At 52.0% G+C, this 11,938-nt stretch carries 9 protein-coding genes; 2 read left to right on the top strand and 7 right to left on the bottom strand.

Going from position 1 to position 11,938, the window contains the following annotated elements; genetic code table 11:
• The first annotated feature begins 34 nt into the window (after positions 1-34).
• Positions 35-1,363, top strand: coding sequence for a purine-cytosine permease family protein (locus BFC17_RS04255; RefSeq protein ID WP_070175218.1), 1,329 nt, complete (start codon positions 35-37; stop codon positions 1,361-1,363).
• Positions 1,360-2,535, top strand: a complete 1,176-nt coding sequence (locus BFC17_RS04250; RefSeq protein ID WP_070175217.1) for an iron-containing alcohol dehydrogenase — start codon at positions 1,360-1,362, stop codon at positions 2,533-2,535. The genes BFC17_RS04255 and BFC17_RS04250 overlap by 4 nt, the downstream gene beginning before the upstream one ends.
• 74 nt (positions 2,536-2,609) lie before the next feature.
• Here the strand turns inward: BFC17_RS04250 and BFC17_RS04245 are convergent, their stop codons facing one another.
• The 7 genes from BFC17_RS04245 to BFC17_RS04215 all read right to left on the bottom strand — a co-directional run bounded on the left by BFC17_RS04245 (position 2,610) and on the right by BFC17_RS04215 (position 11,913).
• On the bottom strand, positions 2,610-2,930 hold the full coding sequence (locus BFC17_RS04245; RefSeq protein ID WP_070175216.1) for a 2Fe-2S iron-sulfur cluster-binding protein: 321 nt from the start codon (positions 2,928-2,930) through the stop codon (positions 2,610-2,612).
• A 65-nt stretch (positions 2,931-2,995) separates the two neighbouring features.
• Positions 2,996-4,132, bottom strand: a complete 1,137-nt coding sequence (locus BFC17_RS04240) for an aromatic ring-hydroxylating oxygenase subunit alpha (RefSeq protein ID WP_070175215.1) — start codon at positions 4,130-4,132, stop codon at positions 2,996-2,998.
• A 194-nt stretch (positions 4,133-4,326) separates the two neighbouring features.
• On the bottom strand, positions 4,327-5,700 hold the full coding sequence (locus tag BFC17_RS04235; protein ID WP_070175214.1) for a YjiH family protein: 1,374 nt from the start codon (positions 5,698-5,700) through the stop codon (positions 4,327-4,329).
• 11 nt (positions 5,701-5,711) lie between these two features.
• The gene (locus BFC17_RS04230) at positions 5,712-7,322 is read right to left on the bottom strand and encodes a 5-guanidino-2-oxopentanoate decarboxylase (RefSeq protein ID WP_070175213.1); all 1,611 of its coding nucleotides are present in this window, start codon (positions 7,320-7,322) and stop codon (positions 5,712-5,714) included.
• A gap of 49 nt (positions 7,323-7,371) precedes the next feature.
• Positions 7,372-9,381, bottom strand: a complete 2,010-nt coding sequence (locus BFC17_RS04225) for a S9 family peptidase (RefSeq protein WP_070175212.1) — start codon at positions 9,379-9,381, stop codon at positions 7,372-7,374.
• 58 nt (positions 9,382-9,439) lie between these two features.
• The gene (locus tag BFC17_RS04220) at positions 9,440-10,303 is read right to left on the bottom strand and encodes a hypothetical protein (RefSeq protein WP_070175211.1); all 864 of its coding nucleotides are present in this window, start codon (positions 10,301-10,303) and stop codon (positions 9,440-9,442) included.
• Positions 10,297-11,913 (bottom strand): tetratricopeptide repeat-containing sulfotransferase family protein, encoded by a 1,617-nt coding sequence (locus tag BFC17_RS04215; protein WP_070175210.1) that lies wholly within the window; start codon positions 11,911-11,913, stop codon positions 10,297-10,299. The genes BFC17_RS04220 and BFC17_RS04215 overlap by 7 nt, the downstream gene beginning before the upstream one ends.
• Between the last annotated feature and the right edge of the window lie 25 nt (positions 11,914-11,938).

The raw sequence follows: 11,938 nt of genomic DNA, 5'->3' as shown, positions 1-11,938 counted from the left end.
CCCGGCTTTTACCGCCGTAAAAAGGAGTTTGCCCATGTCTGGTAACGTATCAGCAGAAACAACCAAACCCATTCCCGCGAGCGAACAAAAAATGGGGCTTTGGGGCACGCTCTTTTTATGGACGGCGGCAAGCCTGGTCACCCCATCACTAATGACCGGGCAAATGTTTATTCCGGACATTGCTCCCCTAACCGCCATTGTCATTGTGGTGTGTGCGTCGCTGGTGGGCACAGTTGCACTAAGCGCCATGGCCATTATTGGCACACGCACCCGCTTACCCACCTTTGTAGTGGCCCGCGCTACTTTCGGCACCTCAGGCGCCAAACTGTTTGCCGTAATGAACATTATTATTCTGGCAGGCTGGGGCATTATTCAGGGCTATCTGGGCGGTCTGGCGCTCCACAAGTTTTTACTGGCAACCACCGGCATTGATAATGTGGTCGCGGCCATCATTATTACCCAGGGGCTGGTGATGATCATTACGTTGATGGGGCATACCGGTATCCAGAAAGTAGAAACCGTTGCCTCCATTCTGATGCTGGTCTTAGTACTCAGCGTTATTTATAAGTTACTGGCGGAGCACGGTTACACCGAACTACAAAACCTGCCGCTTTCCGATACCCCGTCGTTAACCTATGCCATTGTGTTTGACCTGGTGCTCGCTTCTGCCTTTTCCTGGATGGCATTACCCTGCGACTACAACCGCTACTGCCGCTCAGTGAATGTGAGCGCCTGGGGCATTGGCTGTGGCTATTTACTGGGTACGGTGATTGCCATGACTCTGGGGATCCTGGTGGGGAGTTTCACGTTACTCGCCGGCCAGCCCTCCAGTTACGATCCGGCCGAATTGCTGAGTGGCAACTATGCAGTGATCGCCTCTGCGGTGTTGTTTGTTTCTGTGCTCAGTACTAACTTGTTCAATTTATACAGCATGAGTATGAGTGCGTTGTCGCTCGGCAAGTCTGTACGCTTTGTTTATGTCACCCTGGGGTTTGGTTTATTTTGCCTGGCAGGTTCGCTGCTGCAGGAATTAGTGATGGCCGGTTTCTTTGACTGGATCCTGTTTGTAGGCGCTGCCATGATCCCCAGCTTTGCCATTATTCTCACAGACTATTACTGGGTGAAAAAATCCACCTGGTCAGCCACCGCGCAACAGGCCAACGGGGCCTTCAATGTACCGGCCATCATTACCTACATTATTGGCGCGGTTTTTTCACTGTACTTTACCTATGTTACCCCACTGGCGTTTGGCGCTACGGCACTGACATTTTTGGTAACTGCGCTGACCTATCCGGTCCTTATTCGCCTATGGCATCAGCTGCGCTCAACGCAGCGCAATGCGACGGAGGAAACCCCATTATGACGCAAACTACCTGGCAAATTACTGTTCCACCGGTTGCCTTTGGCCCGGGCTCACTGCAACAACTGACCGAGATTATTGTTAACGCCGGTTATAGTAAACCCATGCTGGTTACCGATCCGGGCGTAAACCAGCTGCCTTCTACGGAGTCGCTTAAACAGCAGCTTAGCCAGGCATTCAGCCAACTAACCGTGTATCACGATGTAAAAGGTAACCCAACCCGAACCAACGTGGACACTGGCATAACGCAGTACCGGCAAGCCGGCTGTGATTGCCTTGTTGCCCTGGGCGGCGGTAGCGCTATTGATGTCGCCAAGGGCATTTCACTGACCGCACACAACAGCAATGATCTGTGGGATTTCTGCTTTTTTGAAGATGAGGAATCGCTGCCAGAGCCAATCGGAGCGGACTTTTTTGTGCCGCTGGTGATTATTCCCACCACGGCGGGTACCGGCTCGGAGCTTTCCGGCAGTTCGTGCGTCATCACCGACGAAGCGCAACAACGTAAACGCGTTGCCTATCATCCGGCCCATTTTCCTTTTGCCATTATTGACGATCCGGAATTATTGCTTGGTTTACCGGCCAGCCTGACGGCCTGGACCGGTATGGATGCGCTAACGCACGCGTTGGAGGCTTATTGCGCACCGGATTTCCAACCTGCCTGTGACGGTATCGCGCTGGAGGCAATATCCCTATGTCATGACTATCTGGCCAAGTCCGTTGCCGACGGCAGTGATCTTAAAGCCCGCGAAAAAGTTATGGCAGCCTCCTCCATTGCGGCCATTGCATTCACTTCAAAAGGCTTAGGGGCGGTGCACTCCCTGGCCCACGCCATTGGCGCGATGTTCGACACTCACCATGGGCTGGCTAATGCGGTATTGCTGCCATACGTTCTGAAGTTTAATGCTCCGGCGGTAGACAACAAACTCTGTCGGCTTGCCCGCTTGCTGGACTTGCCCGACGCCTCTGCGCAAGGCGTTGTAGAATGGGTGGCGGCGCTCAATGACTCATTGCGTATTCCGGCCTCCTTACAGGCGCTCGACATTTCCCAGGCGGCACTGGATGACATTGCAGCACTGGCGATGCGTGATACCGAACACCATACCAATCCAAGAACCATGTCAGAACAAGACTTCCGGTCGATTCTGACCTGTGCCTATAACGGCGCGCTGTGAGACAATACTGAAAATCAAAAAGGAGGCCGAAGCCTCCTTTTGAGTAATGCGTTGCTTGAGCACTCAGCGGTAAGTTACCACTCACTTTCAGGTACGTGTACCACGATTCCGTCCAGGTCGTCGGTCACTTTGATCTGGCAACTCAAGCGGCTGTTTGGCGTTGCCTCAATGGCACTTTCCATTATCGACATTTCTACCTCATCGGCAGTGCCGACTTTGCCAATCCAGGCATCATCAATAATGCAGTGACAGGTGGCACAGGAGCAGCTTCCGCCACAGTCGGCGGTAATCTCTTCGATGTCATTATCGACAGCGGTTTGCATAATCGAATCGCCTTCGATGGCGTCGACCACTTTGATGCTCTCATCAGGCAGGATAAAAGTAATATTTGGCAAAATAATTCTCCGGTTAGACATTCGAAGATGTCAAAAATACGTTTAAATTCTCAGGTGCGACAAAGCTATTTGCTTTGCATTTTACGCAGCCACATCTGGTGAAATGACATATTGACCTGATCCCAGGCCTGCACGAGATGCCCCTGATCAGCGACTTTGGACGTGCGGGTATGTTGTAACTTATCGAGCAGCTCAATATCCTGCTCGTTAACCTCATTAAGCACATCGCTCAAACGGGCACGTTCAGCCGTGTATTCATCGCTGGCCGCTTCTTCGCTGGTCACATAGATTGACAAGGTTTCATCAGTTTTAGCCGCCCCGGTTGGCTTTACGACGATGGTCTGCACCCACACCGGGTCAACAAAAAACAGCGTGTTAGGGAAAATACCAAACCACTGTTGAGTGCCCATTTTTTCTTCTGCAAGCCCTGGCCAGTGCGGTATTTGTTTGGCGGTTTTCGCTGGCTTGTTGCTGGCGCCATTAGCCAGACGCAAACCGACAATATCATCCGACAGAAACAAGTCCTCCTGGCCGAGTGCCGATTCAATAGAACAGGCCTGTGAATGCACAAACGGCACATGGTAGCCGTCCAGGAAGTTATCCACCGCCAGCTTCCAGTTCACTTCACCGGAGTAATCCGTTGAGCTAACCCGCTGCAGACCCTCTTTGGGGTATTCACTTAACAGTTCATCCAGTGGCTGAATAAATTCTTCAAACGGCTGGGCATCGCCAGACACGTTAACAAAAATAATGTCCCACCACACCGCAAAGCGCACCGGGATTAGCCCCTTGTCTGCTTTATCTTCCGTTGAAATAGGTTTGTTTTCATTACCGTAAAAGCGTGGTGCGCCCATCAACTCGCCATCGAGTTTGAACGACCATTTATGATACGGGCAAACAAGCGTACGTTTATTACAGGGCTCATCGACCAGCGGCGCGCTTTTATGGCGACAAACGTTGTGAAACACACCAATACTGCCGTCTTTGGCGCGAATGGCAATCAGCGATACGCCAGCCATTCTTACTGGCAGAATATCGCCAGGCTTTTCAATCTGCTGGCCAACGCCGATGCTCGCCCAGCCTTGTGCAAACACCTTCTCTTTTTCTTGTTCGTAGACCGCATCGTCAGCAAATACAAACCCCGGTAAACCGTGTTTGGTGACGGATTCAGTCTCGATATTTTGCACATCAATTGTTGTCATAGTTCCACTCGCCTGTTGTATCGTATTGCTTATTATTGGTATAGCGTTATCAAATCATATCCAGCGATTTTCGACTATACGAAGAATGTTATGTTTTGCACACACACCTTTAAAAACGTGACATCTGGCTCGCAAAAAAACACAAGGAGGCACTTTTGTGCCTCCTTTCAAAATATTTTTCTGCTGGCGGTCGGTTAAAACAGCCAGTGAGCAATTACCGTTAGTATAGGTAAGGCAATACAGGTACGAATACAAAATATTGCCACCAGTGACTTCACCGATAAGGGAATGGAGGAACGCATGATCAATATGGCACTTTCAGCAAAGAAAATGAGCTGAGTCACCGATAAACCCGCCAGTACAAATTTGGTTTCAAGCGCCGTTAATTCGCTGGCAATGATAGTGGGCACAAACTGATCAAACAGACCCAGCACCAACCCTGGAGCAGCCGCCTGCGCCTCTGGAATTTGCATCAGTTCCAGCAGTACACTGAGTGGGTAAGTGAGTGTCTGGAAAAACGAGGTGTTGTAGTAAATGGCCAGGGTAAACAACTCAATGGTCATTGCCGCAGGCATCATCATCAGGTAAATGTCCATCATGGAATGCCAGCCACGCTTAAGCGCTTGCCGGGGGGACGGCGCTTTTTCAGCAACACCATAGGCTCGCGCAACGGCGTGTTTTACCCGTGACTCGCCATCATCCACATCCTCATTCAGCGTTTTCCCGTGGGCCGGATAATACTCATCCTTAATTCTCGACAATGGCGGCAGGCGCGGAGTAATAATGGCGCAAAGCACACAGATTAAGAACATCGAACCATAAAGCTGTAAAAAGTAACTACCAAGGCCAGCCACATTTGCCGTTAACAGTACAAAAGGCACTGAAACAACAGAGAAATTGGTGGCGATAACCGACGACTCGCGAGCACTGTAGTAGCCTCTTTCAAACTGTGCGTTGGTTAATACCACCGCGATGCTTGATGAACCGACCCAGGAAGCAAGGGTGTCGATAGTCGCCCGGCCGGGCAAATTAAAAATTTTCTGAAACGGGCGCTGTAACATGGTGCCGACAAACTCAAGCAAGCCATAGTCAGTTAAAAAGGGCAGCAACAAGCAGCCTAATCCCACTAACAGAAAAATCGCCCCGGCCACATCAATATAGGCGGTTACGCCGGTTTGTTCTGAAATCAACCAGTGCGGACCAACTTGAAAGAGTGTCATTGCTGCCAGTACCGCTGCCGTTACGTTCACGATCACCCATAACCAGTGGGAGGCAATCAGCCGGTCTGCCATGGGCAGTTTCATGGCAATGTGTTTAGGCGAGGTGTTATATACGATCGACACCACTGCCGCCATCACAAAGCAGCTCACGGTGAAAACGCCCATATTGTCACCCAGCCAGTCGCTTATCTGGCTGGTAAGCAAGCCCAGTGCAATGGTCCAGGAGCCATCGATATTAAGCGGTGTTAAGAAAAATAAAACGCCAAATAAAGAACACCCAAGTAACTTTATCCAGGTTTTTGTCGTGCTGGTATCCTGCATGCTGAGGGCCTGTTCGTTATCGCTCATAATGGATCTCCTTAAAACGCATAGCCGGCTTCAAGACCCGCTTCGCTTACGTTTATAAGTGTAGTTTTGCCAGCCTGCGCGGCGGCTTTTAACGCGTTGGCGAACTGCTCCAGGGTGTCGGCGTTATACGCCACACATCCCATGGACTCTGCCAGCGCCGTGTAGTCAGGCGGAGTTATATTCACCCCCTCCCGTTGCACCCTGGCATCGTCCATGAAGCGGCGAATTTCGCCGTGGCCGGTGTTATTCCAGACCACGTAAATAACCGGCAGCTGATTTTCTGCCGCGGTAATCATTTCGTTTAATGAGAACTGGCCGCCACCGTCACCGGTTAAGCCAATCACTGGCAGATCGCCGGCTGCAATTGCCGCCCCAATAGCAGCCGGGAAGGCATAGCCAAGGGTGCCGTAGCCTGTGGTTGAGTGAAAGTACCGTCCGGGCGCTTTGGTTTCATAATAGGCCTGCGCGTAGTAAGCCGGCTGGGTAGAATCGCCCACGATTACGCAATCGCCCAGCACCGCATCAATGACTTCAAAAACGGCCTGATATTGTGGTTTGTTTAAATCTGATATGGCTTCTTTAAGTGCACTCACCCGGCTGTATCCGGCCTCTGCCTGAACGGCAGCCACCTGCTCATGCAGCGCACCGAGTGCCAGCCCGGCATCGGCATATACGGCGACATCGGCGCGATGATTACGCAATAACTGGGCAGCATCAAGGTCGACCCGAATGACTTTGCCCTGCATGGCAACATCGCCTAAAAAGAAAAAGTCATAGTCGGTTTCGGCCAGCTCGGAGCCCACCACCAAAACCACATCCGCATGGTCTTCCATCTCTTTGCGCAACGCCGGGTGCGACGGTGTACCACCCACCCATAACGGATGTGTTGCCGGCATCACACCTTTGGCATTACAAGTGTTAATCACCGGCATGCTAAGTTTTTCAGCCAGCGCCTGCACTTGTGGCCCTGCTTGTTTAGCTCCGCCGCCTAGAATCATCAATGGGCGCTGCGCGTTATTAAGCAATGCCGCCGCCTGCTCAATGGCTTGTGGGTGTGGTGCCGGCGGCTGTGGTAACGGCCAGGCAGACACATCTAAATGACTGGCATCGGCGGCCAGCACATCCAGCGGAATTTCGATATGTACCGGGCCGGGGCGCTGACTGCTGAATACCGCAAAGGCCTGGGCCAACACCTTAGGTAAGTTATCCGCACTTAACAGCGTATGGCTGAACCGGCATACCTGAGAGGTCAGTCCATGTTGGTTTGGCAGCTCATGTAAACGCCCCTCTCCCATCCCTAACTGATGGGTACGGTTTACCGACGAAATCACCAGCATCGGCACTGAGTCCTGTAAGGCCTGCCCCATGGCGGTAACGATATTGGTCATGCCCGGACCGGTAATAATAAAGCACACACCCGGCTTACCCGAGACGCGTGCATAGCCATCGGCCATAAAGCCGGCGCCCTGCTCATGGCGGGGCGTAATATGCGTCAGACTGGCATTTTCCAGGCCGCGGTACAGCTCAATGGTGTGCACGCCCGGAATACCAAAAATGGTGTCTACCGCATAGTTTTTTAAAATCTCTACCAAGGCCTGGCCACAGGTTTTCGTTTTCGTCATAAATTAATCTTGTTCTCTTAATTTTGTGCGTCCATGACACCCATCACGTCTATTCGGTCAACAGGTACTGGCTAAACCATGCCAGACTCTGTTCCAAACGATGCACAATATAGCTTGGTGTTGTCAGCATATGGCCCTGATTGGGGTAAATCGTCAGGTGCGTGGCTTTATCCTGCGATTTCAATGCCAGATACATCTGTTTGGCACCCATGCACGGCACGGTGCTGTCGATACCCGCACACTGAAACAGCGTCGGCGTATTAATTTGATCGGCGTGTAGCAGCGGGTAGCTGTATCGCAGGTAGGCATCGGTGTTCTTCCACGGCGTCCCCAGCTCCTGCTCGTAATCCGCGGAAAACACATCATTACCGTAAAATCCCAGCACAGTGCTTACACCCGCGCCACTTACCGCAGCCTTAAAAAGGTTAGATTTGGCAATAGACCAGTTAGTTAAAATACCACCATAACTCCAGCCGCCAACGCCAACCTTGTCGATATCAACAATGCCCTGTTCTGCCAGTGAATTAACCACTGCCAGCACATCGGCGACGTCGGGGGTGCCCCAGTTATTGAATATTGGTAACGAGTAGTTCAGCCCTTTTCCGGATGAACCTCGGGGATTAACTTGCACCACGGCATAACCCTGAGCCGCATAAACCTGGGCATCGAGTGAAAACTGGTGGAAAAACTGAAATACCGGGCCACCGTGCAGCAACACAATAGTCGGTAACGGCGTTAATATCTCAGTATAGGCTGGCAGCGTCACTAACGCATCCACGGTAACGCCGCTGTGCTGAATTTGCACGGCGTTGGTATTGGCAACGGTATAATCAGCCAGCCATTGATTAGGGTTAATCAACGCTTGCTCACTACCCGCCTCAAAGAGTGCGGCAGGTGCATCATCGTTGCCCTGGGCGACGATAAGCCGGGATTCATCACCACTGACGGTATAGCCCGAGGTAAGGTGCGCGCCTGGATTAAGCAGCCTGACAGTATCGCTGGCAATATCGATCTCCACCAGCCACTGCGCCATGTTATCTTCCTGCAACGCCAGCAAACGCTTGCCATCGGTAGTGAACGAAGGCGTATCAAAGTTTCTGTCTATGCGCGCCACCGGCGTAATGCGACCACTTTTTACATTACCCACCAGCAGGGCTTTCTGGCCGTAATAAGACGCATCCTCCGGCGTGCGCTCTACCCAGGCCAGCTGTTGACTGTCCGGTGACCACGCCAAAGGGGCCGGCCAGTAAGCCATGCCGTCGGCCTTATCTGAATAGGTGAAGCGGGTTTCTTTACCGGCCTTGACATCAAACACGTAGAGCTCGGAATTGTTAATCCGCTCGGCGGCAAAATCCGGGTAGGAGAAATACGCCAGCTTGCTACCGTCCGGTGACCATGTCACATGCCAGTGATTAAAATTTGTATCGGTAAGCTGAGTAACGGTTTCACCTTGCGTATCAACAATAAAGAGTTGCTCCGGCTGGGTCGAAACGTACCCCGACCATGGGCCAATATAGTTGAACCGGTCAATCTCAATCGGTGCAGGCGTGCCAGCAGCATTAACCTGCGGTGTATTGTTACTCGCCGCTACGGCCACCTGTTTACCGGTCGGTGCCCAGCTAAAATCGCTGACCCCCTGAGTAAAAGCGGTCACCTTGGTCACGTTGCCCGATGACAACGCCAGGGTGAAGACCTGCTGACTGCCGGAGTCGACATCAGTTCCCAACCAACTGAGTGTCGAACTACCGGCAATAAACGTCAGCTTATCAGGTTGTACCCCATTGGATAAGGTGACCGCTTTCTCAACGCCATCGTCCTTTTTGCACCAAATAGATGCAACAGACTGATCTTTTTCGGTGCTTACCTGGCGCTGGATCCAGCACAGCGTTTCACCCGTTGCCGTCAAAACCGGCGACTGCACGCGTACCAGCTGCTGATAATCGGTAGCGCCCAGGGTGGTAGTTTGCTCTGATGCAACAGCCGTTGCTGGCAGGCCAGGCAAAGCGACTGCGGCGGTGACCGCCAAAGAAGACAAACTAGCCAATACACGTTTTAACATTGATACTCCGGTTAACGCCCTTCCCGCCCAAGCTGGTTGAACCGGGTCAGGCAGCCGATTAAGACTGCGTTGATTTCAGGGCGTTTTGCCACAATTGTTCAGCGGTTTCTTTTAACAACAGCGCCTCTTCCCAACGGTCACTAAGTTCGTAACCATCCTGTCCGGTCATGGCATACACCGGCGGGCCGAGCTCGCTTAAAAACACGCATCGATTGTCTGAGTCACTACCTTGACGATATATCCATTTCTCGAACCCTTCCTGCCACCAGCTTTTAAACAGCTCAAACCATGGCTTGTGTTGTTCGAATAAAATAGGCACCTGAATTTGTTCCCGGGTAGCGACTCGTCCGTGAAAGGCTTCTGCTTTGGTAAGAAACTGGGACATTCTTTTTTGTGCCTGCTCATGCAAAGGCAAATACCATTCCTGATTGACAAGCACATGCGACAAATCTGCGACCATCAGCAAATCCGGTACCTTTTCCATCAACTGCAAGGTGAACATCAGGTCGTTGGTCATGCAGTTACGGTGAATTTCCACATGGGTTTTCACACCGGCTTCGTCGCCAATTCGCATCCACTCACGGGTGGTTGCCGCCACGTCATCAAGATCCCAAGGCTCAATTTGCCCGACAATAGCGATAAAACGGGGTTTGATCGGTTGTGAATTCACAAAATTCACGATGTCCTGATAATGCGGCACACTTTTTACAAAGGCGTTGTAACAGAGGTCCAGGTTGAACTCCTGCAACAGTGGCATCGCTTCGCTGATATAGGCTTCGGTGTGATAACCAATATCAAAACTCACCCCTTTAAAGCCCGCACTGGCGATCTTTTCAACCTTTTCCCGAAGGGTCCACTCGAACCCATCCGGGCGTTTAAATTCCATTGCCCACATGGATTGAAATACATCCAGACCTACCATTTTATGTCCTCTTCAGTTAGGGGGCTTACCCCTTGCCTGGCCAGTTCGCGCTGTAGCGCGCCCAGCGCTTCTTTATAGTGTCGCCACTGCCCAACATAGCGGTTATGCAGCGGCTCTGTTACCTGGCTGGCACTTGCAGTCTGCGTGGTGCCAGCGGCGGTATGAAACTGTAAACAGTCGGCTTCCCACGCCAGCTGGCAAAAGCCAAGCAGTGCGCGGCAACTGTTTTCAGGGTCAGCAATGAGCTGTTCGTAGCTCACCGTTAAAATTTGTTGCGGCCAGGTCTCTTGCCATTGCCGGGTCATGGCCTGATAGGCTGGCAGATACCGGGCAATGTCGGCCAACGAATAGCTGTAGTCATAGCCGCGGTTAAACAGCATCTTGAAATTGCTGAAAGCAGTATCCATAGCATTGCGCTCTACCTGGATAATGCGGGCATTGGGGATGGCCGCTAAAATCACTGGTACTAACAACGCGTTAAGCGGCAGTTTGTCGGTAAAGCACCCCTCGGTGGCCAGATAATCACGAGCCAGCGCCATATAACGTTCACCAATGGCTGCCATATTTTGTTTTGCAGCCTGGCCGAGTACTTCAGGCGTCAGCCCTTCCGGTCCGGCTGACGTACTCGCATCACCCGCCTCAAGCAGTGTCATGGGCAGGAAATTCAGTTCTCCACCGCTGGTCACCTGACTGTGACTGGCCAGCATGCGCTCAACCACCGTAGTACCGGTGCGCGGCATACCCACAACAAAGATGGGGCCTGATGCTTCACCTGAATTAGCGGCACAAGTAAACCGCCCCTTTGTAACCAGTGCCTGCATGGCCTGCATACGCTCGATTTCCTGCTCACAGGTTGCACGTTGCAGGGTTTTCTTCAGTGCGGCGCCCGTGCTGTAGGCTTTGTAAGCCCGTGACCATTGCTGTTGGTCTTCAAGCACCTTTGCCTTGGCGTAATTAAGCGCGGCAATAGCCTCACTGGCTTCATTGCCAAAGTCACCTGCATATGCGGTCAGGCATCGCTTAATGCTGGCAATTACCGGGGTCGGGTCGCGGTGCTTTTTACAGTGGGCCAGCGCACAACAGGCCTGATAGTCTATGGGATCAAGAGCCACTGCAGCGGTTAAACACGCTGCGGCCTTATCGATCTGGCCGCCATAACGGTATAAAGCCCCTAAGTTGAACAACACTTGTTGGTGTTCCGGCTCAGCCTTATGTACCCGCTCGTAAATCTCGATGGCCTGCTCGATATGACCGCCTTTAAAGTACAGATCAGCTAACGCGTTGAGCTGCTCAGTGGGCAGCTTGTCAGCTAATTCAAACAGTTTGGCGAGGACCTTTCGTGCCGCCTGCCAGGCGTTGAATCCGGCATATAGACGGGCCAGGTGCAGCAGGTAGCCAGGGTTAGTCGGGTCAATTTCGAGCGCCTTTAACGCACTGTTTACCGCCATGCGGTTTTGCTTCAGGCGGAAACTGATATCGGACATCAGTAACCAGCTGTCACCAGTTTCGGGGTACTGTTTGACAAGTTGAATACAGTCCGCGGCAGCCGTATCAAGATCACCCTGCGCTATTAGCGATTCAATTTTTTGAAAGGGACTTAATGTGTTCATGGACAAACTCCGACTGTATTCAACT

This window comes from Marisediminitalea lipolytica (assembly GCF_001758465.1).
Classification (GTDB): domain Bacteria; phylum Pseudomonadota; class Gammaproteobacteria; order Enterobacterales; family Alteromonadaceae; genus Alteromonas; species Alteromonas lipolytica.
The sequence above is the reverse complement of the archived record's forward strand: the minus strand, read 5'-3'. Positions and strand labels throughout refer to the sequence as shown.

Coding starts and splice junctions, on each gene's coding strand:
- BFC17_RS04225 (WP_070175212.1), bottom strand. CDS start 9,381: ATGTTAAAACGTGTATTGGCTAGTTTGTCTTCTTTGGCGGTCACCGCC.
- BFC17_RS04250 (WP_070175217.1), top strand. CDS start 1,360: ATGACGCAAACTACCTGGCAAATTACTGTTCCACCGGTTGCCTTTGGC.
- BFC17_RS04230 (WP_070175213.1), bottom strand. CDS start 7,322: ATGACGAAAACGAAAACCTGTGGCCAGGCCTTGGTAGAGATTTTAAAA.
- BFC17_RS04220 (WP_070175211.1), bottom strand. CDS start 10,303: ATGGTAGGTCTGGATGTATTTCAATCCATGTGGGCAATGGAATTTAAA.
- BFC17_RS04215 (WP_070175210.1), bottom strand. CDS start 11,913: ATGAACACATTAAGTCCCTTTCAAAAAATTGAATCGCTAATAGCGCAG.
- BFC17_RS04240 (WP_070175215.1), bottom strand. CDS start 4,132: ATGACAACAATTGATGTGCAAAATATCGAGACTGAATCCGTCACCAAA.
- BFC17_RS04235 (WP_070175214.1), bottom strand. CDS start 5,700: ATGAGCGATAACGAACAGGCCCTCAGCATGCAGGATACCAGCACGACA.
- BFC17_RS04255 (WP_070175218.1), top strand. CDS start 35: ATGTCTGGTAACGTATCAGCAGAAACAACCAAACCCATTCCCGCGAGC.